This is a genomic window from Comamonas sp. 17RB (assembly GCF_030056555.1).
GTDB classification, from domain to species: domain Bacteria; phylum Pseudomonadota; class Gammaproteobacteria; order Burkholderiales; family Burkholderiaceae_C; genus Comamonas; species Comamonas terrigena.
Genome location: NZ_JASHHY010000007.1, coordinates 185513 through 208477 on the forward strand (window position 1 = coordinate 185513; position 22965 = coordinate 208477).

At 63.9% G+C, this 22965-nt stretch carries 24 protein-coding genes and 2 tRNA genes; 23 read left to right on the top strand and 3 right to left on the bottom strand.

What is annotated here, in order from left to right:
• The first annotated feature begins 96 nt into the window (after window positions 1–96).
• The 10 genes from galE to tatC all read left to right on the top strand — a co-directional run bounded on the left by galE (window position 97) and on the right by tatC (window position 6678).
• Window positions 97–1131, top strand: coding sequence for a UDP-glucose 4-epimerase GalE (gene galE, locus QM470_RS13925; protein ID WP_280012333.1), 1035 nt, complete (start codon window positions 97–99; stop codon window positions 1129–1131).
• A gap of 144 nt (window positions 1132–1275) precedes the next feature.
• Window positions 1276–2076: an imidazole glycerol phosphate synthase subunit HisF gene (gene hisF / locus QM470_RS13930; RefSeq protein WP_283339688.1), complete on the top strand. Its 801-nt coding sequence runs from the start codon at window positions 1276–1278 to the stop codon at window positions 2074–2076.
• Window positions 2077–2186: 110 nt separating this feature from the next.
• The gene (hisI, locus tag QM470_RS13935) at window positions 2187–2576 is read left to right on the top strand and encodes a phosphoribosyl-AMP cyclohydrolase (protein WP_280012336.1); all 390 of its coding nucleotides are present in this window, start codon (window positions 2187–2189) and stop codon (window positions 2574–2576) included.
• A gap of 8 nt (window positions 2577–2584) precedes the next feature.
• Entirely contained in the window at window positions 2585–2983 is a 399-nt protein-coding gene (locus QM470_RS13940) for a phosphoribosyl-ATP diphosphatase (protein WP_066540855.1), read from the top strand.
• On the top strand, window positions 2980–3372 hold the full coding sequence (locus QM470_RS13945; protein ID WP_283339689.1) for a DUF4870 family protein: 393 nt from the start codon (window positions 2980–2982) through the stop codon (window positions 3370–3372). Before QM470_RS13940 ends, QM470_RS13945 begins: the two co-directional genes overlap by 4 nt.
• A gap of 31 nt (window positions 3373–3403) precedes the next feature.
• Window positions 3404–4444, top strand: coding sequence for a patatin-like phospholipase family protein (locus QM470_RS13950; RefSeq protein ID WP_283339690.1), 1041 nt, complete (start codon window positions 3404–3406; stop codon window positions 4442–4444).
• A 49-nt stretch (window positions 4445–4493) separates the two neighbouring features.
• Window positions 4494–4868, top strand: a complete 375-nt coding sequence (locus QM470_RS13955) for a histidine triad nucleotide-binding protein (protein WP_280012339.1) — start codon at window positions 4494–4496, stop codon at window positions 4866–4868.
• Between the two features lie 130 nt (window positions 4869–4998).
• Entirely contained in the window at window positions 4999–5250 is a 252-nt protein-coding gene (tatA, locus tag QM470_RS13960; RefSeq protein ID WP_280012340.1) for a Sec-independent protein translocase subunit TatA, read from the top strand.
• 21 nt (window positions 5251–5271) lie between these two features.
• Window positions 5272–5757 (top strand): Sec-independent protein translocase protein TatB, encoded by a 486-nt coding sequence (tatB, locus tag QM470_RS13965; protein WP_066540470.1) that lies wholly within the window; start codon window positions 5272–5274, stop codon window positions 5755–5757.
• Between the two features lie 114 nt (window positions 5758–5871).
• Window positions 5872–6678 (top strand): twin-arginine translocase subunit TatC, encoded by an 807-nt coding sequence (gene tatC, locus QM470_RS13970; protein ID WP_283339692.1) that lies wholly within the window; start codon window positions 5872–5874, stop codon window positions 6676–6678.
• 350 nt (window positions 6679–7028) lie between these two features.
• Here tatC and QM470_RS13975 read toward each other — a convergent pair whose 3' ends face one another.
• Window positions 7029–8180 (bottom strand): trypsin-like peptidase domain-containing protein, encoded by a 1152-nt coding sequence (locus QM470_RS13975; RefSeq protein ID WP_283339693.1) that lies wholly within the window; start codon window positions 8178–8180, stop codon window positions 7029–7031.
• A 359-nt stretch (window positions 8181–8539) separates the two neighbouring features.
• Here QM470_RS13975 and QM470_RS13980 point away from each other — a divergent pair, with 359 nt between their 5' ends.
• The 3 genes from QM470_RS13980 (at window position 8540) to pdxA (ending at window position 11982) form a co-directional block, all read left to right on the top strand.
• The gene (locus tag QM470_RS13980) at window positions 8540–9868 is read left to right on the top strand and encodes an MFS transporter (protein WP_283339694.1); all 1329 of its coding nucleotides are present in this window, start codon (window positions 8540–8542) and stop codon (window positions 9866–9868) included.
• Window positions 9869–9999: 131 nt separating this feature from the next.
• The gene (locus QM470_RS13985; protein WP_283339695.1) at window positions 10000–10749 is read left to right on the top strand and encodes a Nif3-like dinuclear metal center hexameric protein; all 750 of its coding nucleotides are present in this window, start codon (window positions 10000–10002) and stop codon (window positions 10747–10749) included.
• A 174-nt stretch (window positions 10750–10923) separates the two neighbouring features.
• Complete coding sequence (gene pdxA / locus QM470_RS13990) at window positions 10924–11982, top strand: 4-hydroxythreonine-4-phosphate dehydrogenase PdxA (RefSeq protein WP_283339696.1); 1059 nt, start codon at window positions 10924–10926, stop codon at window positions 11980–11982.
• A 115-nt stretch (window positions 11983–12097) separates the two neighbouring features.
• Here pdxA and mscL read toward each other — a convergent pair whose 3' ends face one another.
• Window positions 12098–12535 (bottom strand): large conductance mechanosensitive channel protein MscL, encoded by a 438-nt coding sequence (mscL, locus tag QM470_RS13995; RefSeq protein ID WP_066540862.1) that lies wholly within the window; start codon window positions 12533–12535, stop codon window positions 12098–12100.
• A gap of 151 nt (window positions 12536–12686) precedes the next feature.
• Here mscL and petA point away from each other — a divergent pair, with 151 nt between their 5' ends.
• The 7 genes from petA (at window position 12687) to QM470_RS14030 (ending at window position 17078) form a co-directional block, all read left to right on the top strand.
• Window positions 12687–13286 carry a ubiquinol-cytochrome c reductase iron-sulfur subunit gene (gene petA / locus QM470_RS14000; protein ID WP_066540484.1) on the top strand — a complete coding sequence of 200 codons (600 nt, stop codon included), beginning with the start codon at window positions 12687–12689 and terminating at the stop codon, window positions 13284–13286.
• 10 nt (window positions 13287–13296) lie between these two features.
• Window positions 13297–14712: a cytochrome b gene (locus QM470_RS14005; RefSeq protein ID WP_066540486.1), complete on the top strand. Its 1416-nt coding sequence runs from the start codon at window positions 13297–13299 to the stop codon at window positions 14710–14712.
• Window positions 14713–14730: 18 nt separating this feature from the next.
• Window positions 14731–15489 (top strand): cytochrome c1, encoded by a 759-nt coding sequence (locus tag QM470_RS14010; protein WP_066540488.1) that lies wholly within the window; start codon window positions 14731–14733, stop codon window positions 15487–15489.
• Window positions 15490–15595: 106 nt separating this feature from the next.
• The gene (locus QM470_RS14015) at window positions 15596–16207 is read left to right on the top strand and encodes a glutathione S-transferase N-terminal domain-containing protein (protein ID WP_066540495.1); all 612 of its coding nucleotides are present in this window, start codon (window positions 15596–15598) and stop codon (window positions 16205–16207) included.
• Between the two features lie 47 nt (window positions 16208–16254).
• Window positions 16255–16791 carry a ClpXP protease specificity-enhancing factor gene (locus QM470_RS14020; protein ID WP_283339697.1) on the top strand — a complete coding sequence of 179 codons (537 nt, stop codon included), beginning with the start codon at window positions 16255–16257 and terminating at the stop codon, window positions 16789–16791.
• 59 nt (window positions 16792–16850) lie between these two features.
• Window positions 16851–16926, top strand: a tRNA-Thr gene (locus QM470_RS14025).
• Window positions 16927–17002: 76 nt separating this feature from the next.
• Window positions 17003–17078, top strand: a tRNA-Thr gene (locus QM470_RS14030).
• 35 nt (window positions 17079–17113) lie between these two features.
• Here QM470_RS14030 and QM470_RS14035 read toward each other — a convergent pair.
• Entirely contained in the window at window positions 17114–17449 is a 336-nt protein-coding gene (locus QM470_RS14035; protein ID WP_083520580.1) for a hypothetical protein, read from the bottom strand.
• Between the two features lie 229 nt (window positions 17450–17678).
• Between QM470_RS14035 and secA the strand changes: the two genes are divergently transcribed.
• The 3 genes from secA (at window position 17679) to QM470_RS14050 (ending at window position 22931) form a co-directional block, all read left to right on the top strand.
• Complete coding sequence (gene secA / locus QM470_RS14040; protein ID WP_283339698.1) at window positions 17679–20414, top strand: preprotein translocase subunit SecA; 2736 nt, start codon at window positions 17679–17681, stop codon at window positions 20412–20414.
• 137 nt (window positions 20415–20551) lie between these two features.
• On the top strand, window positions 20552–21781 hold the full coding sequence (gene argJ, locus QM470_RS14045; protein WP_283339699.1) for a bifunctional glutamate N-acetyltransferase/amino-acid acetyltransferase ArgJ: 1230 nt from the start codon (window positions 20552–20554) through the stop codon (window positions 21779–21781).
• A 190-nt stretch (window positions 21782–21971) separates the two neighbouring features.
• Window positions 21972–22931, top strand: coding sequence for an ATP-binding protein (locus QM470_RS14050; RefSeq protein WP_283339700.1), 960 nt, complete (start codon window positions 21972–21974; stop codon window positions 22929–22931).
• Window positions 22932–22965: the final 34 nt, after the last annotated feature.

Consider the following 22965-nt stretch of genomic DNA (forward strand, 5'->3'; position numbering starts at 1 on the left):
ATCGGCCTTGTCTTCCGTTATGGTTGATTGAAGCTGTGCAACTTGAAAAGTGCAATCGTTGGGCGACGTACGTACATCTGAGTAGGGGGGATAGCTGTGATTCTCATTACTGGTGGCGCTGGATTCATTGGCTCACACACCTGCGTAGCGCTCGCAGCCTGCGGTGAGCCATTTCTGATCCTGGATCATTTCGGCAACAGCCGACGGTCGGTACTGGAACGCATGGGGCGCATCACTGGCAAGGTTCCGCCATGCATCGAAGGCGATATCCGCGATGCCGGATTGCTGCGGCGGATCTTTGCGCAGTACCCGATCACCGAGGTGATCCACTTCGCGGCGCTCAAGTCGGTTGGAGAGTCGGTGCGCGAGGCCCTGCGCTATTACGACAACAACATTGCCGGCACCGTGACCCTGCTGCAGGCCATGCGCGCGGCGAATGTCCGCAGCATGGTGTTCTCCTCGTCGGCCACGGTGTATGGCGACCCCGCTTCGCTGCCCATCCGGGAGGATTTCCCGCTGTCCGCCACCAATCCCTACGGCCAGACCAAGCTGATGATGGAACAGGTGCTGGCCGATACGTCCGCCTCCGAACCCGGGCAGTGGCGCATTGCGCGACTGCGTTACTTCAACCCCGTCGGGGCGCATGAAAGCGGCCTGATTGGCGAAGATCCGCAGGATGTTCCCAACAACCTGATGCCTTATGTGGCCCAGGTGGCGGCCGGTCAGCGCCCCTGCCTGAGCGTGTTCGGCAACGACTACCCCACGCCCGATGGCACGGGGACGCGCGACTACATCCATGTGATGGACCTGGCGGCAGGCCATGTGGCGGCCTTGCGCTATCTGCGCCAGAACATGGGGCTGCTGACCGTGAACCTGGGCACCGGCCGTCCGGTGTCGGTGCTGGAGATGGTGCGCAGCTTTGAAAAAGCCAGCGGCCGCCCCGTGCCCTATGCGGTGGTGGCGCGCCGTCCGGGCGATGTGGCGCAGTGCTGGGCCGACCCCGGCCTGGCCGAGCGGTTGCTGGGCTGGAAGGCCGAACTGGATGTTGACCGCATGTGTGCCGATGCCTGGCGTTGGCAGAACGGCGTGGCACGCAGCTTGCTGGAAGAAAGCGCTCTGGTGGCGCACTGAGCGCCGGCTGCGGCAGAGGGGTAGTTGCTCTCGCGGGCAACGTCGCCATGCCTGCGCGCGGGAAAGCATGACCAGGCCGATGGGCGGCGGTACGCGTGGTATCTTGTGGCCCTTTTCCAACTCGCCATACGCTTTTCAGTTCCTATGCTCGCCAAACGCATCATCCCCTGCCTGGACGTGACCGGTGGTCGTGTCGTCAAAGGCGTTAATTTTCAGGAGTTGCGGGATGCCGGCGATCCGGTGGAAATCGCGGCGCGCTACAACGCCCAGGGCGCGGACGAGCTGACGTTTCTGGACATCACCGCCACCAGCGACGGGCGCGATCTGATCCTGCCCATCATCGAGGCCGTGGCCTCCCAGGTGTTCATTCCTTTGACCGTGGGTGGCGGCGTGCGCACAGTGGACGATGTGCGCCGCCTGCTCAACGCCGGCGCAGACAAGACCAGCTTCAACTCCGCCGCCATCGCGAACCCCTCCACCATCAATGCCTGCAGCGACAAATATGGCGCGCAGTGCATCGTCGTGGCGATCGATGCCAAGCGCCGTACGCCCGAGGACGAGCAGCGCATCGGCCCCGGCGGCACAGCCATGGGCCCCGGCTGGGATGTGTACAGCCACGGTGGCCGCAAGAACGTGGGCCTGGACGTGGTGCGCTGGGCGGCGGAAATGGCGCAGCGGGGTGCCGGCGAGATTTTGCTGACCAGCATGGACAAGGACGGCACCAAGAGCGGCTTCGATCTGCAACTGACCCGTGCCGTGGCCGACGCTGTGGGCGTGCCGGTCATCGCCTCGGGCGGGGTGGGCAATCTGGACCACCTGGCCGACGGCGTGCAGCAGGGTGGTGCCGATGCGGTGCTGGCCGCCAGCATCTTCCACTACGGTGAGTACACGGTGCAGCAGGCCAAGGAGCGCATGCGCGAACGCGGCATTCCGGTGCGTCTGTAAAAGATCTTCAACATGCGGGGCTGCGGGTGCTTGTGCCGTGCAGCCCTCGGGTTTTGTATCCAAAATGGCAGCCAGGGCGCACCGGCCGCCATGCCATCAGGGAATTGCCAATGAACTGGCTTGACGAAGTGAAGTGGGACGACCAAGGCCTGGTGCCTGTGATCGCCCAGGAAAAAGGCTCGGGCGATGTGCTCATGTTCGCCTGGATGAACCGCGAAGCACTGCAAAAGACGGCCGAACTGGGCCGTGCGGTCTACTTCAGCCGCTCGCGCGGCAAGCTGTGGTTCAAGGGCGAAGAATCCGGCCATGTGCAGACCGTGCACGAGATGCGCATCGACTGCGACAACGATGTGGTGCTGCTGCAGGTCACCCAGCTGGGGCATGAACCCGGAATCGCGTGCCACACCGGCCGCCACAGCTGTTTTTTCAGCATTTACAAGGACGGGGCCTGGGTTGCCAGCGATCCGGTCTTGAAAGACCCCGAATCCATCTACAAGTGAAGTGCACCATGTCTGAATCCTCTCCCAGCGCATCGGTGGAAGGCGGCCTGGCCCGTCTGGCCGCCGTGATCGAAAGCCGCAAGGTCGCCAACGGCGGCGACCCCGAGAAAAGCTATGTCGCCCGCCTGCTGCACAAGGGCCCGGATGCTTTTCTGAAGAAGATTGGCGAAGAGGCCACCGAAGTGGTGATGGCCGCCAAGGATGTGGACCATGGCGGCGACAAAGGCAAAATCCTCTACGAGGTTGCGGATTTGTGGTTCCACTCCATGATTGCGCTGTCGCACTATGGGTTGACCCCTGCCGACGTGGTGGCCGAGCTGGAACGCCGTGAAGGCACCAGCGGTCTGGAAGAAAAAGCATTGCGCAAAGCCAAGGAAAGGGCCGCGCAGGAAGGAGCTGCCGAGTGAACAACGACATCGTCGACGTCCACGCCGTGGACCAGGCCACCCTGGATGGGCTGAAGGCCTGGGGCTGGGTCAGTTACGTGCTGCACCTGATCGTGGCGGTCACCGCCGTGCTGCCGGGCACACAGGCCTCGGTGGCGCTGCTGATCGTGGCGTTGGTCATCGACCTGGTCAAACGCTCGGCCGCCAAAGGCACCTGGCATGAATCGCATTTTGAATGGCGCATCCGCAGCGTGATCTGGAGCGGGGTGCTGTATGTGCTCACCGCTCCGCTGTGGCTGCTGTTCCTGATCCCCGGCTGGATTGCCTGGGCGCTGATCTCGCTGTGGTTCCTCTACCGCATCGTGCGCGGCATGCTGGCCATGAGCCGGCAAGCCCCCTTGCCTGCCTGATCCTTTCTTTTTCAGCACTGCTGTACCGCCCATGGCCGCACGCCAAGCCAGCGCTCCCACCTGTCTGAACCTGGCCTTGCAGGGCGGCGGCTCCCATGGAGCTTTCACCTGGGGCGTGCTGGATGCCCTGCTGGAAGACGGCGGTTTTGGTTTTCCCGGTGTCAGCGGCACCAGCGCTGGTGCCATGAATGCGGCGGCCCTGGTCAACGGGTTTGCCAGTGCGGCACTGGAATTCCAGGACGACGCCGAACTCCGCCATACCGAGGGCTGCGCCCGTGCACGCGAGAGCCTGAAGGCCTTGTGGGACGGGGTAGGCACCATGGGCAGCCTGATGTGGGGCGTGCCGGCGGCCCACCAGGCGCTGATGGGCATGATGACCCAGTGGCTGTCGCCCTACCAGACCAACCCGCTGGACTTCAACCCGCTGCGCAGCCAGCTGGAGCGGGTGGTGGATTTTGCGGCGCTGCAGCGCGCTGCCGGCCTGAAAGGCGTGCCCCAGGCTTTTGTCTGCGCCACCAATGTGCGCACCGGCCGGGGCAAGATCTTCAAAGGGGCGGAAATCACGGCCGATGCGGTGATGGCATCGGCCTGCCTGCCGCAGATGTTCCGTGCCGTGGAAATTGACGGCGAGCATTACTGGGACGGCGGCTATTCCGGCAACCCGGCGCTGTACCCGCTCATCTACGACACCCAGTGCAGCGACATGCTGCTGGTGCAGATCAACCCCATCGAACATGCCGAGCTGCCCAATACCGCCGCCGAAATCATGGAACGCATGAACGAAGTCACGTTCAACGCCGGCCTGCTGGGGGAGCTGCGCGCGATTGATTTCGTGCGCCGCCTGCTGGCCGAAGGCCGGCTGGACGCCAGCCGCTATAAGAGCGTGCTGCTGCACCGCATCGATGGCGGCGCGGCGCTGGCGGAATTCGGTGCGGCCAGCAAGACGCGCGCCGACGGCAGCTTCTTGCGCAAGCTGTTTGCGCTGGGCCGTGCCGAGGGCGAACGCTGGATCACCGCCCACCGCGACGATGTGGGTGTGCGCCAGACGCTGCAGATCGTCGACAATCCCTGAGTTTGTGAACCCTTGCCCGAGCCAGCCGGCCGGGCGCCTTGCCTGAGCTATGACCGCTACCCACCACGACCACGATCCGAATTGCATCTTCTGCAAGATCATTGCGGGGCAGATTCCCTCGCGCAAGGTGTACGAGGATGAAGACGTCTTCGCCTTCCACGACATCCAGCCCTGGGCCCCGGTGCACTTCTTGCTCGTGCCCAAGAAGCACATTGTCTCCATGGCCCATCTGACCGCCGAAGACGCACCGCTGATGGGCAAGATCATGGCCCTGGTACCCCGGCTGGCCCAGGAACAGGGCTGCAACCCCTATCCGGAAGGCGGCTTCCGCGTGGTGATCAACACGGGCGCCGAAGGGGGGCAGGAAGTGCACCACCTGCATGTGCATGTGATCGGCGGCCCCCGCCCCTGGAAAAAGGGCTGAGGCCCGTTTGATCTGACCCTTATTTCTGGCCACAGCCATACCCCTTATGCCGCGATAGCCCTAAGGCTTGGTCGAGCAATGAGGCATGGCGGGCCGTCTACAATGAAACGCATTCGTTAGGAGAATATTCATGGGCTCGTTATCCCTTTGGCACTGGCTGATCGTGCTGCTCATCGTGGTTCTGGTGTTCGGCACCAAGAAGCTCAAGAACATTGGCAACGACCTGGGCGGTGCCGTCAAGGGCTTCAAGGATGGCATGAAGGAGGGTGGTGTCGGTCCGGCGGCGGACGCCAGCAAGACCGATGCCCCTGCAGGCCAGGTCACGGCCACCACCACGGCCGACAAGGCCACCATCGACGTCGAAGCCAAGCAAAAGAGCTGAGCGGCGTGAAGGTGTGCGCACATGATTGATATCGGCCTGTCGAAAATGGCGTTGATCGGCGCGGTGGCCCTGGTGGTCATCGGCCCCGAGAAACTGCCGCGCGTGGCCCGCACCGTGGGCACGCTGCTGGGCAAGGCACAGCGTTATGTGTCGGACGTCAAGGCCGAGGTCAACCGCTCCATGGAGCTCGATGAGCTGCGCAAGATGAAGGAGACGGTGGAAACCGCCGCACGCGACGTGGAAAAGTCGGTGCACGAAACCTCCTCCAGCCTGGAAAAGGACTGGCGCGAGGCCACCGACTTCGACGGTGACAGCGGCAGCGACAGCCCGGGCACCGCCTACGACAGCTACAGCACCGTCACTCCGGTGTACAAGCACCCGGGCAAGAACTTCCGCCTCAAGCGGGGGGCCGTGCCCCAGTGGTACAAGGCCCGCTCCGGCGTGCGTACCAAGGTGCAGTCGGGGGCGGCGCGTGTGGCGCGGTTCCGGCCGAAGCGCTTTCACTGACACAGCGCAGGCATTGCCTGCAGGGCCGGCAACCCCCTAGGTGGTGACCGGCCCGTTTTCGTTTCAGGGCATCCGGCCTGCATGGCAGGCGATGTCCGGTACATTTCCCCCACCATGTCCGAAAAACCTTCCCGCGAAGACGAAATGGCCGGCACTGAGCAGCCCTTTGTGCAGCACCTGATGGAGCTGCGCGACCGGCTGCTGTACTGCATTTACGGCATTGCCCTGGCGGTCGCGGTCCTGGCCATCTGGCCCGGCCCCAACGGGCTGATTGATTTCATCGCCCACCCCATCAAGATGCACATGCCGCCCGACGCAAAGCTGATCGCGGTGGGCGTGTTCTCGCCGTTCTTTGTGCCGCTGAAGGTGCTGATGATGGTGGCCGTGCTGGCCGTGCTGCCCTGGATCATGTACCAGCTGTGGGCCTTTGTTGCCCCGGGTCTGTACAGCCATGAAAAGAAGTTTGCACTGCCGCTGATCATCTTCGGCAGCTTCCTGGCTTATGTGGGCATCGCTTTTGTGCAGTTCTTCGTGCTGGACAAGATGTTCGCCTTTATCCAGGGTTTCACGCCCGAGAGCGTGGCGGCCACACCGGACATTGCTTCCTACGTCGAAGCCATCCTGTCGCTGTACCTGGCGTTCGGTCTGGCTTTCCAGGTGCCCATCGTGGTGATGCTGCTGGTGCGCTTTGGCGTAGTGGACATCGACAAGCTCAAGAGCTTCCGCGGCTACTTCATCGTGCTGTCCTTCGTGATTGCCGCCGTGGTCACGCCACCGGACGTGATTTCGCAACTGGCGCTGGCCATCCCGATGTGCGTCCTGTACGAGGTGGGCATCATCGGCGCGCGCTGGTTCAAGAAGGCTGCGCCCCTTTCCGAGTCCGAGGAAGAGGGCAAGACCTCGGTGGACAGCCACAGCTGATCTCCGGTGCGGCAGGCCGCATCCGCGTGCCAAGCCTCCCCAGCCCTCCCCAAGCCCGGTGCAGACCGATCTGCCCGGGCTTTTTTGTGTCCGGTGTGTGCACAGGGCCGGGCCGCACCATAGTCGCCTTCATGTGGACCCGCTGAAGGCGAGGCCACGGGGTGGAGAGGACCGGAGTGGGCGTTGCCGCCTGCAGAGCAGGGTGGCGGCCATGGAGGGTGTGTGCACCGACTGCGTGCTGCAGCGGAGGTGCTCTGGGGCGCGCTGGTGCGGTACCGGCACAAAAAAGCCCGGCCAAGGCCGGGCGGATGGTGTGCGATGGGGCTGCTGGCAGGCTGCCAGCGGGCACCTCAACGCCGGTTCACCTGTTGCGGCGGGCTGGGGCGCACGCCCGGAGTGATCTGCAAGGTGGTGCTGCCGTCGGCGCGCTGGACGATGAAAGGTGCCGCCGTGCCGGGCGGCAGCGCGGCGACATTGGTCATCAGCTCGGCCACATTGCGCACCTGCTTGCCGGCCACTTCGGTGATCACATCGCCGGGGCGCATACCGCCCTGGGCAGCCGGGCCGTTGTGCAGCACGCCGGTGATGATGATGCCCTGTCCGGCCTTCACCCCGAAGGTCTCGGCCAGTTCGGGCGACAGCTCGTTGGGCTCCACGCCAATCCAGCCGCGCGTGACCTTGCCGTCCTTGACGATGCCGTCCAGCACCAGCTTGGCGGTCGAGACGGGGATGGCAAAGCCGATGCCCAGGCTGCCGCCGGAGCGCGAATAGATGGCCGTGTTGATGCCCAGCAGGTTGCCGTTGATGTCCACCAGCGCCCCGCCGGAGTTGCCGGGGTTGATGGCAGCATCGGTCTGGATGAAGTTCTCGAAGGTGTTGATGCCCAACTGGTTGCGGCCCAGTGCACTGACGATGCCGCTGGTCACGGTCTGGCCCACGCCGAAGGGGTTGCCGATGGCCAGCACGGTGTCGCCCACGGCAGCCTGGTCGGAATTGCCCAGCACGATGACGGGCAGCTTGTCCAGTTCCACTTTCAGCACGGCCAGGTCGGTATCCGGGTCGGTGCCGATGATGCGGGCCTTGGCGCGGCGGCTGTCGGAGAGCGTGACTTCGATCTCGTCCGCACCGGACACCACGTGGTTGTTGGTCAGGATGTAGCCATCGGGGCTGATGATCACGCCGCTGCCCAGGCCCGCCTGCTCCTGCGTGCCGGCCTGGTCGCCGAAGAAGAACTGGAACCAGGGATCGTTGGCGCGCGGGTTGGGGATGGATTTGCTGGTGTTGATGCTGACCACTGCCGGCATGGCCTGCTTGGCTGCGGCGCTCAGGCTGCCGGGCACGGGTTCGGGGCGCGGCTCGGACGGGGCTTCGAGCAGGGAGATGCCGGCGCGGCTCACGGTGGCGCCGCTGCGCAGCCAGCTGGGTTGCAGCGTGGCCACAATGAAATAGGCCGCCAGCAGCACGGTGACCGCTTGCGAGAACAAAAGCCAGTAACGCTTCATACAGAGGTGTTCAGAGGATGGAGGAGGACGCCGATGCCGCCCAGAAACCTGAGCGTACGTCGATTTGCGCCAGGCCGCAGCGATTGTGCGCCATCGCGGCTCGGAATGGCTGACTTCGCCGTCCGTGGAGGTGCGGGGTTAATGTCGGCAGGGCGTCAGTTACATAGTGTTAACCCTAGAATATTTGCTCGACTGCGCCACGCCGCGTTCACTCTCCGTCCCGCACACCCGCGAGGCGGGGAGATGGTTCAAGCCTCCCCATCCAGAAGTCTTGCAGAACGGTCCGCCACCGCATGTTCACCCCTGCCGTGGCACCCACCGCGCTGTCTGGCCGAATAGATTTCTGGAAAGACGCTCCTATGAGTAAGACTGCCAATGCACGCGCCCACCAAGTGGCGGGCGGTGCGCACCACCGTCCTCTGAACCGAGAGGACTACAAGACACTGAGCCTGTCCGCCCTGGGTGGCACGCTGGAGTTCTACGACTTTGTCGTGTTCGTGTTCTTCGCGAACGTCATCGGCACGCTGTTCTTCCCGGCCGAGCTGCCGGACTGGATGCGCCAGCTGCAGACGCTGGGCATTTTTGCGGCCGGTTACCTGGCCCGTCCCCTGGGCGGCATCATCATTGCCCACTATGGCGACAAGATCGGCCGCAAGAAGATGTTCACGCTGTCCATCTTCCTGATGGCCGTGCCCACGCTGGTCATCGGCCTGCTGCCGACCTACGCCTCCATCGGCATTGCCGCACCGCTGCTGCTGCTGCTGATGCGCGTGCTGCAAGGCGCTGCCATCGGCGGTGAAATGCCCGGCGCCTGGGTGTTCGTGGCCGAGCATTCGCCCGCCAAGAACTATGGCCTGGCCATTGGCACGCTGACCTCCGGCATCACCGGCGGCATTTTCCTGGGCTCCATCTTTGCGGTGTGGCTCAACAGCACCTACAGCCAGGAAGAAATCCACGACTGGGCCTGGCGCCTGCCGTTCATCCTGGGCGGTGTGTTTGGTCTGGTGTCGGTCTACCTGCGCAAGTTCCTGCAGGAAACCCCGTTGTTCCAGGACATGCAAAAGCGCAAGGCAGCCGATGCCGAGCTGCCCATCAAGACCATCCTGCGTGACCACCGTGAAGCCTGCTGGCTGGTGGCCCTGATGACCTGGGTGCTGTCCACGGCCATCGTGGTGGTGATTCTGTTCACGCCGGCCTATCTGCAGAAGGTGTTCCACATCCTGCCGGCCGATGCCATGAAGGCCAACGCGGTGGCCACGGTCACGCTGACCATCGGCTGTGTGTTCTGGGGCTGGCTGAGCGACAAGATCGGTACCCGCTGGACCATGGTGCTGGGCTGGGGCGGCATGACCGTGACGACCTACCTGTTCTACCTGAACCTGCCCGGCCAGGACACACTGGTGCTGCGCTATGCGCTGGTGGGCTTCTTCGTGGGCTCCATTTCGCTGCTGCCGGTGGTGGGCGTGCGTGCCTTCCCGGTCGCGGTGCGCTTCACCGGCCTGTCCTTTGCCTACAACATGGCATACGCCGTGTTCGGCGGCCTGACCCCGATGCTGGTGTCCGTCTGGCAACAGGCCGACATCATGGCCCCCGCCCACTACGTGGCCGCCATGGGCGTGCTGGGTGCGGCCCTCGGCTTCTGGAAACTGGCCTGCTATGGCTGGCAGCCCAAGGTGGCCAAGGCCTGAGTCCGTTTTTCCTCTCCAAGGTCAGGGCAGCTGCGGCTGCCCTTTTTTGTGCCTGCGATGTGCCTGTGAAGTGCCTGTGAATTGAGGGGCGGGGTGCGGGCAGGCGCGGCGGCATGGGCACAATCGGGCCCATGATCCTGCGACACGACCTTCTGGCCCAGTTTGACGGCCTGCTGCAACCCGAACGCTTCAAGGACTACGGGCCCAACGGCCTGCAGGTGGAGGGCAAGGCCGAGATCCGCCGCATCGTCAGCGGCGTGACGGCCAGCCGCGCGCTGATCGAAGCCGCCATTGCCGACGGAGCCGATGCCATCTTCGTGCACCACGGTCTGTTCTGGCGTGGCATGGATGGGCGCATCACCGGCTGGATGAAGGAGCGGATCCGCCTGCTGCTGGCCCACGACATCAATCTGCTGGCCTACCACCTGCCCTTGGACGCGCACCCCACGCTGGGCAACAACGCCCAGCTGGGCCTGCGACTGGGTCTGCAGCACGACGCCACCTTTGGCGACCAGAATCTGGGCATGGTGGGTGACGGCAGCTTTGCCAACGCGGCAGCGCTGGCCGCCCAGGTGCAGCAGACGCTGGGCCGTGCGGTGACCTGCGTCAGTGGGGCGGAGGCCGCTCCCATCCGCCGCGTGGCCTGGTGCACGGGCGGAGCGCAGGGCTTTTTCGAGGGGGCGATTGCCGCAGGCGCGGATGCCTTCATCACCGGCGAAATCTCCGAGCCCCAGGCGCACCTGGCACGCGAGACCGGCACCACCTTCATTGCGGCAGGCCACCACGCCACCGAGCGCTATGGCGCTCCGGCGGTGGCTGCCCATGTGGCGCAGCAGCTGGGGCTGGAGCACCGCTTTATCGACATCGACAACCCGGCGTGACCTGGCACGGGGCTGGAGGGTGCTGGACTGCGGGTGAAGTACCGTGCACCGCTGGGTGCGTGGAGCCCGCAGCGCCCACCCCGGCCGCCGCCGTGGTCGGACTGGTTGATGTAAAAACAGGAGTTGAGCATGCCGACCTGGTCTGCACGTTCGGCCTATTTGGATCCATACACGATGTCAGCATCCCACACGCCACTGCCCGTGGCCATCACCCAGGGCGATTCGGCCGGTATCGGCCCGGAAATCATTGCCAAGGCCTTCCGCGAGCATGGCCCGCTGTTGCGCGGCTGCTTTGTGGCCGGGGATGTGGATACCGTCCGTCGCGGTGCCCAGGCGGTGCTGCGTGGGGGTGAAACCTACTTGCCGGTTGCCGCCATTGGCGCTCCAGCCCAGGCCTGGGATGTGCCGCCGCGCTGTATTCCGGTGCTGCAATTGCCCGATATGCCTGCCGCCGCGCCCTGGGGGCTGGTCAGCCGGGCGGCCGGCGAAGCCGCCGCACGCAGCGTGCAGTGGGCGGCACGGGCGGCCCTGGCGGGCGAGGTGGCTGCACTGGTGACCGCGCCTTTGCACAAGGAAGCGCTGGCGCTGGCGGGCGTGGACTTTCCGGGCCACACCGAGCTGCTGCAGGCCGAAGCGGCGCGCCACGCCGGCGTGCCCATCGCCCAGATGCCGGTGCGCATGATGCTGGCCAACGACCAGCTGCGCACCGTGCTGGTGAGCATCCATGTGTCCTTGCGCCAGGCGCTGGATGCGGTGACCCAGCCCCATATCCTGCAGACCCTGCGCATCACCCATGCGGCGCTGAGCCGCAGCCTGGGGCGCGCACCGCGCATCGCCGTGGCCGGACTGAACCCGCATGCGGGGGAGGGCGGTCTGTTCGGGCGCGAGGAAATTGAGGTGATTGCACCCGCCGTGGCCCAGGCGCAGACCGAGGGAATGCTGGTCTGGGGGCCGATTTCCCCTGATACCGTCTTCATGCGGGCCCGTAACACCCCGCAGCGTGCTGGGGAATTCGACGTGGTGTTGGCGATGTACCACGACCAGGGTTTGATCCCTGTCAAATATCTTGGTGTAGAGGAAGGGGTCAACGTGACCCTGGGACTGCCCCTGGTGCGCACCAGTCCGGACCACGGAACGGCGTTCGATATTGCCGGTCGGGGCATCGCCGATGCCTCCAGCATGGTGGAGGCGGTACGGGTCGCCAAGCGCCTCGCCGGCCTGCCGGTGGACTGAGGTCGAGGAGCCTCCATTCATGCGTTTGCACCAACTTGGTGCCACGCAAAACCCGGCGGAAGCCGGGAGCAAAAAGCCCCGCCAAGCGGGGCTTTTTGCTGGGTGCGCAGGCGTTTCAGCGCTGCGGATTGCGCAGGCTGTCGCGGATTTCGCGCAGCAGCACCACGTCTTCCGGCGTGGGGGCCGGCGCCGCGGGTGCGGCCGGTGCTTCGCGCTTCAAGCGGTTGATTTGCTTGACCATGATGAAGATGATGAAGGCCAGAATCAGGAAGTTCACGGCCACCGTGATGAAGTTGCCATAGGCAAAAACGGGCACCCCGGCCTTGCGCAAAGCGTCCAGCGTGCGGGGGATGCCATCGGGCACGGTGCCCAGGATGACGAACAGGTTGGAGAAGTCCAGTTTGCCGAAAATCAGGCCCACGACGGGCATGATCAGGTCGTTCACGACGGAGTCCACGATCTTGCCGAAGGCCCCGCCGATGATCACGCCGACGGCCAGATCCATCACGTTTCCCTTGATCGCGAACTCGCGAAATTCTTGCATCATTCCCATGGCTGACAGCTCCATAAAACGGGTTGAAATTGGGGGCAAGTATGGGGGTGAACACTGGTTTTCCATGTCGGACAGGCACTGGAATAACCCTAATCGCTCCGCTACAATTTTTCGATTGACCCCAATCTAGCGATGTTCATCGAGGATTCCCATGAGTGAAACTCCAGTCGACTCCAGCAAACGGACGTGGATCATCACGTCCGCTTGTGCCGGTGCGGTGGGCGGCGTGGCCGCTGCCGTGCCTTTCGTGAGTACGTTCCAGCCTTCCGAGAAGGCGAAGGCGGCCGGTGCTGCCGTGGAGGTGGACATTTCCACCCTGAATCCTGGTGAAAAGATCACCGTGGAATGGCGCGGCAAGCCGGTGTGGATCATCAAGCGCACCCCCGAGCAGCTCAAGGAGCTGCCCGAGCAGGATCCGCTGCTGGCCGATCCCCAGTCGCTGCGCCACCCCGACCAGTTCACCCCGGTCTATGCCCGCAACGAAGGCCGCTCCATCAAACCCGAAGTGCTGGTGGTCGTCGGCATCTGTACCCACCTGGGCTGCTCGCCCACGGACAAGTTCGTGGCCGGTCCCCAGCCTTCGCTGCCTCCCGACTGGAAGGGCGGCTTCCTGTGCCCCTGCCACGGTTCGACCTTCGACATGGCGGGCCGCGTGTTCAAGAACAAGCCCGCTCCAGACAACCTGGAAGTGCCGCCCCACATGTACCTGTCGGAGACCAAGCTCCTGATCGGTGAAGACAAGAAGGCTTGAGGGAGTCGACATGGCCCACGAATTCAAAGAAATCGATCCCAATGCGTCCACGGGCGCCAAGGTGACCAACTGGTTCGAGAACCGTTTCCCCACGGCGTTCTCGGCCTACAAGGTGCACATGTCGGAGTACTACGCTCCGAAGAATTTCAACTTCTGGTACATCTTCGGCTCGCTGGCGCTGCTGGTGCTGGTGATCCAGATCGTCACCGGCATTTTCCTGGTGATGCACTACAAGCCGGATGCCGAAAAGGCATTCGCTTCGGTGGAATACATCATGCGTGATGTGCCCTGGGGCTGGCTGATCCGCTACATGCACTCCACGGGGGCGTCGGCCTTCTTTGTGGTGGTGTATCTGCACATGTTCCGCGGTCTTCTGTACGGTTCTTACCGCAAACCGCGCGAACTGGTCTGGATCTTTGGTTGCGCCATTTTCCTGGCGCTGATGGCCGAAGCCTTTATGGGCTACCTGCTGCCCTGGGGCCAGATGTCCTACTGGGGCGCCCAGGTGATTGTGAACCTGTTTGCCGCGATTCCCTTTGTCGGTCCCGATCTGGCCATCCTGATCCGCGGCGACTATGTGGTGGGTGATGCCACGCTGAACCGCTTCTTCAGCTTCCACGTGATCGCCGTGCCCCTGGTGCTGCTGGGTCTGGTGGTGGCGCACTTGCTGGCGCTGCACGATGTGGGCTCCAACAACCCCGACGGTGTGGAAATCAAGGCCCCCAGCGCCCCCAAGGACGCACAGGGTCACCCGCTGGACGGCATTCCCTTCCACCCCTACTACACGGTGCACGACATCTTCGGCGTGGCAGTGTTCCTGTTCCTGTTCTCGGCCGTGGTGTTCTTCGCCCCCGAGTTCGGCGGCTACTTCCTGGAATACAACAACTTCATTCCGGCTGACCCGCTGAAGACGCCCAACCACATTGCCCCGGTCTGGTACTTCACGCCCTTCTACTCGATGCTGCGTGCGATCACTTCCGAGATGATGTATGTGCTGGTCGCCTGCGTGGTGCTGGCTGCGCTGTTCACCTTCGTGAAGACCAAGCTGCCCGGCATTGCCAAGGCCATCGTGGGTGGTGCTGCCGTGGTGGCCGTGGCCCTGATGCTCTCCATCGACGCCAAGTTCTGGGGTGTGGTGGTGATGGGCGGTGCCGTGATCATCCTGTTCGCACTGCCCTGGCTGGACTGCAGCCCGGTCAAGTCCATCCGCTACCGTCCGAGCTGGCACAAGTACCTGTACGCCGTGTTTGTCGTGGTGTTCGTGGTGCTGGCCTACCTGGGCGTGCAACCTCCGTCGCCGATCGGCGAACGGGTGTCGCAAGTCGGAACCCTGTTTTACTTCGGTTTCTTCTTCCTGATGCCCTGGTGGAGCCAGATCGGCACGCCCAAGCCCGTGCCCGATCGCGTGACTTTCAAGCCCCACTGAGCCTAGGAGAGAACAACAATGAAAAAACTGATCCTCACGCTGGTAGCCGCTCTGGGCATCGCCACCGGTGCCCAGGCATCGGGTGACCTGCTGGTTCCGCTGGACAAGGCCCCGGTCGACACGACCAACCAGGCCTCGCTGCAGAACGGCGCCAAGCTGTTCGTGAACTACTGCCTGAGCTGCCACTCGGCCGCCTTCATGCGCTACAACCGTCTGCAGGACATCGGTCTGACCGAGCAGCAGATCAAGGACAACCTGCTGTTCACCACCGACAAGGTGGGCGAGACGATGATTTCGGCCATCGATCCCAAGCAGGCCAAGGACTGGTTCGGTGGCAATCCTCCCGACCTGACCGTGATTGCGCGCTCGCGCGCCAGCGGCAACGGCACCGGTGCGGACTACCTCTACACCTTCCTGCGCACCTTCTACAAGGACGAAACCAAGCCCACCGGCTGGAACAATCTGGCCTTCCCCAGCGTGGGCATGCCGCACGTGCTGTGGCAGCTGCAAGGTGAGCGCCGCGCCCTGTTCGAAGAGCAGGAAGTGCATGGTCAAAAGACCCATGTGTTCAAGGGCTGGGAGGAGTTGACTCCGGGCACCATGACGCAGGTACAGTACGATCAGGCAGTTGGCGACTTGGTGAACTACCTGCAATGGATGGGCGAACCAGCGCAAAATACCCGCATCCGCCTGGGTGTGGGCGTGCTGATCTTCCTGGGGCTGTTCATCTTCATTGCCTGGAGACTGAACGCCGCGTTCTGGAAAGATGTCAAGTAAGTAGTCGGTCTGCAGCCGCTTTCAGCCCCGGTTGAAAGCGGTTCGGTCTTTGTGGAGTGGGCGCTGTAGAGCGTCCCACTCTTTTTGATTTTTAGGAGCTTCCACCATGATGGTGCTTTATTCGGGAACTACGTGCCCTTATTCCCACCGTTGCCGCTTTGTGCTGTTCGAGAAGGGCATGGACTTCGAGATCCGCGACGTGGATCTGTACAACAAGCCCGAAGAGATCAGCGTGATGAACCCGTACGGCCAGGTGCCCATCCTGGTGGAACGTGACCTGATCCTGTACGAATCGAACATCATCAACGAATACATTGATGAGCGCTTCCCCCATCCCCAGCTGATGCCTGGCGACCCGGTGGACCGCGCCCGCGTGCGCCTGTTCCTGCTGAACTTCGAAAAAGAGCTGTTCGTGCACGTGAACACGCTGGAAGAGCGCAATGCCAAGGGCAACGAAAAGGCCATCGAGAAGGCCCGTGCCCACATCCGCGACCGCCTGACGCAGCTGGCTCCCGTGTTCCTGAAGAACAAGTACATGCTGGGTGAAGGCTTCTCCATGCTGGACGTGGCCATTGCACCGCTGCTGTGGCGTCTGGACTACTATGGCATCGAGCTGAGCAAGAATGCTGCGCCGCTGCTGAAGTATGCCGAGCGCATCTTCTCGCGCCCTGCCTACATCGAAGCGCTGACGCCTTCCGAAAAGGTCATGCGCAAGTAAGACCTGCCGGCCCTGTTCCCCTGAAATCTGATCCACCGCTTGCTGCCATGAATGCCCAGGACTCCACGTCGACCCGCCCCTATCTGATCCGGGCCATTTACGAGTGGTGCACCGACAACGGCTTCACGCCGTATCTGGCCGTGCGTGTGGACAAGACGGTACAGGTGCCGCGCGAGTACGTGAACGACGGCGAGATCGTGCTCAACGTCAGCTACGACGCCACCAGCGGTCTGCAGATGGGCAATGAATTCATTGAATTCAAGGCCCGTTTCGGCGGCAAGCCGCGCGAGATCATGGTGCCGGTGGAGCGCGTGCTGGCGATCTACGCCCGCGAAAGCGGGCAGGGCATGTCCTTCCCCGTGGTGGACGGGGCCGTGCTCGACACCGAAGGCGACGCGGAGTCCGTGGTGGATGCCGTGGAAGACGGTGTCGAGGCCGATGCATCCGACCGGGTGGTGCAGCTGGTGCCTACGGACACCGCTGCGGCGCCCTTGGCCGCCGTGCCGCGCGCGGAGGATGACGACGGCGACAAGCCGCGCCCGCCCTCGGGCGGGGGCCGTCCTTCGCTGAAATTGGTGAAGTGACAGAAAACATGCAGGACTGCCCGTGGGGCCGATCATTCCTGCATTAGAATCAGCGGTTTGCCGGTTTAGCTCAGTTGGTAGAGCACCCGCCTTGTAAGCGGTAGGTCGTCAGTTCGAATCCGACAACCGGCACCATCTCTTTTTGCTGCATGCGCTGGCGTGCGGCCCGTGTCTTGAATTTTGTCCTGCACACCGCTTGCAGTGGCAGAACGCCGGTTTAGCTCAGTTGGTAGAGCACCCGCCTTGTAAGCGGTAGGTCGTCAGTTCGAATCCGACAACCGGCACCATCTCCTTCCCCTCCTTTTTTGTGCGCCCGGGCGCTTCAGCGCGCTTCCCATTCCTGGGTGCTGCGCACCTTCAGGCGGATGTGCTGCACATCCCAGCCTTTGACGCGCAGGTGCGCCTCCATGCCCGGCAGCAGGTAGCGCAGCTTGCTGGCGGCGGCGTTGTTGCGCACCAGCAGGCACCAGGTGCTGCCTTCGATGGGGCCTGCTTCCAGGCAATTGCGCAGGGTGGGGGGCACCAGCGGCAGGATGGAGCGCAGGCGCTCCTTGGAGTCCTGGGTCAATGCCACCAGCTGGGCCAGGGTGGGGGATTCGCGCGCGGCCTGCTCCACGGAGACGGCATGGTGGCGGCGGGTGATGGGGCTGTGGGACATGAAAAATACCAGGCTGGCTAGCACAGGATTATGCGGGGCACTGCTGCTGCGACAAGGGCTGTGGCGCGGCGGCATTTCCCCCAGGGTGGCAGACAGTTAGAATCAATTTTTGGCTTGCACTGCTTCCCGGCTCTTGCAGGAAGCAGCGCCAGTCCCCATCTGCAGTTTCATCTTAGGGATTCTGACCCGCCGCAGGGCCTGTAGGGCTGTGCTGGTTGGGTCTGTTCGCATGGCCACCAACTTCCTCACCAAACTATTCGGCAGCCGCAACGACCGGCTTCTCAAGCAATACCGCAAGACGGTGGCTCGCATCAATGCGATGGAGCCTGAGTTCGAAAAGCTCGGCGACGAAGCTTTGCGTGCCAAGACCGATGAGTTCCGTGGCCGCCTGGCGCAGGGTGAAACGCTGGACCAGATCCTGCCCGAAGCCTTTGCCGTGGTGCGTGAAGCCTCCAAGCGCGTCATGAAGATGCGCCACTTCGACGTGCAGATGATCGGCGGCATGGCGCTGCATGACGGCAAGATCGCCGAAATGCGCACCGGTGAAGGCAAGACACTGACTTCCACCCTGCCCGTGTACCTGAACGCGCTGTCCGGCAACGGTGTGCACGTGGTGACCGTGAACGACTATCTGGCCAGCCGCGATGCGGCCACCATGGGCCGGCTGTACCACTTCCTGGGCATGGCCGTGGGCGTGAACCTGCCCAATGCGCCGCGCGACGAAAAGCAGCAGGCCTATCTGGCCGATGTGACCTACGGCACCAACAACGAATTCGGTTTCGACTACCTGCGCGACAACATGGTGTACGACGCGGCCGACCGCGTGCAGCGCAGCCTGAGCTACGCCATCGTCGACGAGGTGGACTCCATCCTGATCGACGAGGCGCGTACGCCGCTGATCATCTCGGGCCAGGCCGACGACAACACGGCCATGTACCTGGCCATCAACCAGCTGGTGCCCCAACTGGTGCGCCAGGAAGGCGAAGAAGATCCCCGCACCGGCGAAGGCGTGACCAAGCCCGGCGATTTCACCCTGGACGAGAAGAGCCACCAGGTCTTCCTGACCGAGCAGGGCCATGAAGTGGCCGAGCGCATTCTGGCCAATGCCGGCCTGTTCCCGGAAGGCGCTTCGCTGTATGACCCTTCGCACATTGCGCTGGTGCACCACCTGTACGCCGCGCTGCGTGCCCACCACATCTACCACCGTGACCAGCACTATGTGGTGCAGAACGGTGAGGTGGTCATCGTCGACGAGTTCACCGGGCGTCTGATGTCCGGCCGCCGCTGGAGCGACGGCCTGCACCAGGCGGTCGAAGCCAAGGAAGGCGTGTCCATCCAGGCCGAGAACCAGACCATGGCCTCGATCACCTTCCAGAACTATTTCCGCCTCTACGGCAAGCTGTCCGGCATGACCGGTACGGCCGACACCGAGGCCTACGAGTTCCAGTCCATCTACGGTCTGGAAACCGTGGTGATCCCGCCCAACAAGCCCAGCAAGCGCGAAGACCAGCTGGACCGCGTCTACAAGACCACCAAGGAAAAGTACGACGCCGCGATTGCTGACATCCGTGAGTGCCATGAGCGCGGCCAGCCGGTGCTGGTGGGCACCACCTCGATCGAGAATTCCGAAATCATCGACCAGCTGCTGCAGCAGGCCGGCCTGCCGCACCAGGTGCTGAACGCCAAGCAGCACGCCAAGGAAGCCGACATCATTGCCCAGGCAGGTCGTGAAGGCATGATCACCATTGCCACCAACATGGCCGGTCGCGGTACCGACATCGTGCTGGGTGGCAACATTGAAAAGGAAGTCCAGGCCATCGAATCCGATGACAGCCTGGATGCCGGCACCAAGCAATCCCGGATTGCCGCGCTGCGTGCGCAGTGGAACGCCGACCACGAGAAGGTGCTGGCCCTGGGCGGCCTGCGCATCATCGCCACCGAGCGCCATGAATCCCGCCGCATCGACAACCAGCTGCGTGGCCGTTCGGGCCGCCAGGGCGACCCCGGTTCCTCGCGTTTCTACCTGAGCTTGGACGATTCGCTGATGCGCATCTTCGCGGGTGACCGCGTGCGCGCCATCATGGACCGCCTGAAGATGCCCGAGGGCGAAGCCATCGAAGCCGGCATCGTCACCCGCTCCATCGAATCGGCCCAGCGCAAGGTGGAAGCCCGCAACTTTGACATGCGCAAGCAGCTGCTCGAGTACGACGACGTGGCCAACGACCAGCGCAAGGTCATCTACCAGCAGCGCAACGAGATCCTGGACGCCACCGAGCTGGAATCCATGATCACCGCCATGCGCGAGGACTGCATCAGCGATGTGGTGCGCCAGTACGTGCCGGCCGAGTCGATGGAAGAGCAGTGGGATGTGCCCGGGTTGGAAAAGGCCCTGGCCCAGGACTGGCAGGTCGAGGTGGATCTGGTCGAATGGCTCAAGACCAACGACCACGCCACCGACGAAGAGATCCTGGAACGCGCCGTGGCCGCCGCCAATGCGGTCTACCAGGCCAAGGTGGATCTGGTGGGTTCCGAGCAGTTCATGAACTTCCAGCGCGCCGTGCTGCTGCAAAGCTTTGACACCAACTGGCGCGACCATCTGGCAGCGCTGGATTACCTGCGCCAGGGTATCCACCTGCGCGGCTATGCCCAGAAGCAGCCCAAGCAGGAATACAAGCGCGAAGCGTTCGAGCTGTTCCGCCAGCTGATCGACCAGGTCAAGAACGAAGTCACCCGCGTGCTGCTGACCGTGCGCATCCAGCAGCCCGAAGCGCTGCAGGAAGCGGCGGCCGGCATCGAACACCGCGCCGAGCATGTACAAGGCCTGCAATACGCCAGCGCCGATGGCGACAAGAGCGATGCGCCCGAGGCCTTCCAGCTGCCCGAAGGTGCGCGCGTGGGACGCAACGATCCCTGCCCCTGCGGCAGCGGTGAAAAGTTCAAGAACTGCCACGGCAAGCTGTCCTGATGGACGCTCCGGCATGAACCTCTGACAACACGGGCTGCGGCCCGTGTTGTGCTTTGTACGTAGGCCTGCGTAACGTGGAGGCCCCGTGATCGGCCGATAATCGGCCCCTGTTTTTAATTTCTGTAGGAAGCCCTGCAATGCCCGTGAATCTCCCCGCTCCCGTTGCCGCAGACCTGCACCCGGTCGCAGGCGTGCGCATTGGCGTCACCGAAGCCGGTGTGCGCAAAGCCAACCGCAAAGACCTGACCGTGTTCCTGCTGGACGAAGGCACCACGGTGGCCGGCGTGTTCACGCAAAACCGCTTCTGCGCCGCACCCGTACAAGTGGGTCGCGAGCACCTGCAGGCCGGCAAGGGCATCCGCGCCATGGTCATCAACACCGGCAATGCCAACGCCGGCACCGGCGCGGCCGGCCTGGCCAATGCCCGCGCCACCTGCACGGCCCTGGGCAAGGAACTGGGTCTGGCCCCCGAGCAGATCCTGCCGTTCTCGACCGGCGTGATCATGGAAGAGCTGCCGGTGGACCGCATCGTGGCCGGTCTGCCCCAGGCGATTGCCGCGGCCCGGGCCGACAACTGGGCTACCGCTGCCGAAGGCATCATGACCACCGACACCCAGCCCAAGGCCTACAGCCGCCAGCTGCAGGTCGGCGGCAAGACCGTCACCGTGACCGGCATCAGCAAGGGCGCGGGCATGATCCGTCCCAATATGGCCACCATGCTGGGCTTTGTCGCCACCGATGCCGCCATTGCCCCGGCGCTGCTGCAGGGCCTGGTCAAGGAGCTGGCCGATGGTTCGTTCAACCGCGTGACGATCGACGGCGACACCTCCACCAATGACAGCTTTGTGCTGATGGCCACCCACCAGGCCGGCCATGCGCCCATCGCCAGCTGGGATGGTGCCGAGGCCCAGGCTCTGAAGGCCGCGCTGCTGGAAGTGGCCCGCCTGCTGGCCCAGGCCATCGTGCGCGACGGCGAAGGTGCCACCAAGTTCATCACCGTGCAGATCGATGGTGGCAAGACCGAAGAAGAATGCCGTCTGGCGGCCTACGCCATCGCCCATTCGCCCCTGGTCAAGACCGCGTTCTTTGCCTCCGACCCCAACCTGGGCCGCATTCTGGCGGCCGTGGGCTACGCCGGCATCACCGACCTGGACCAGACCGGGATCGATCTGTTCCTGGACGATGTGCATGTGGTGGTCAACGGCGGCCGCAACCCGTCCTACCAGGAGGCCGACGGCCAGCGCGTGATGAAGCAGCAGGAAATCACCGTGCGCGTGGTGCTGGGCCGTGGCAACGCCAGCCAGACCGTGTGGACCTGTGACTTCAGCCACGAGTACGTGACCATCAACGCCGATTACCGTTCCTGAGCCCGCGGGGCTGGCGGTTCGCGCCTTGCCGGCAGACGCTGCGCTGTGCGAGCCGCTGCTGCCGGCATCCGCCATGGCGTGCCGTGCTTGCGCGTGGCACGCAACGGTTTCCATGCCCTCCGGCATGGGAAGCCGTGCGGCATGTGCTGGAGCCCCCTCAACACCACCATTCCCGGAGACCGACCCTGCCATGACCGATTCCACCCTGTCCGCCTTGAATCCGCTGGAGCGCCTGGTGGCCCGTGCCGAGCAACTGATGCAGCGCATCGAAACCGTGCTGCCCCAGCCGCTGCAGGCGCCGGCCAGCTGGGACGATGCCATCGCCTGGCGTTACCGCAAGCGCGCCAACGGCTGCGGCGTGCTGGAGCCGGTGCGCCATGTGGGGGCCATGCAGCTGTCCGATCTGCAGAATGTGGACGTGCAAAAAGACAAGATTGCCCGCAACACCGAGCAATTTGTGCAGGGCCGCACGGCCAACAACGTGCTGCTGACCGGCGCACGCGGGACGGGCAAGTCGTCGCTGATCCGCGCCTGCCTGCACGCGTACGCGCCCCAGGGCCTGCGCCTGATCGAAGTGGACAAGGCCGATCTGACCGATCTGCCCGACATCGTGGACGTGGTCGCCGGCCGGCCCGAGAAGTTTGTCATCTACTGTGACGACCTGAGCTTCGAGGAAGGCGAGCCCGGCTACAAGGCCATGAAGTCCATCCTGGATGGTTCGGTCAGTGCCGCCACCCCGAATGTGCTGGTCTATGCCACCAGCAACCGCCGCCACCTGCTGCCCGAGTACATGACCGACAACCTGGCCCAGTCCAAGGGCGAGAACGGCGAGATCCACCCCGGCGAGGTGGTGGAAGAGAAGATTTCGCTGTCCGAGCGCTTTGGCCTGTGGGTCAGCTTCTACCCCTTCAGCCAGGATGAATACCTGCGCGTGGTGGCGCAGTGGCTGTCGGCCCTGGGCGTGTCGGCCGAGGAGATCGAGGCCTCCCGGCCCGAAGCCCTGGTCTGGGCGCTGGAGCGCGGCTCGCGCAGCGGCCGTGTGGCCCACCAGTTCGCCCGGGACTGGGCCGGACGTGCGCAGCGCGCCGTGGAAGGCCGTCAGCGCATTGCCGATGTGGACGGCCTGAGCGAAGAAGCCGAAACCGATTGAAGCCCGGCGGCCTGGGGCCGCCGTGAGAGGACAT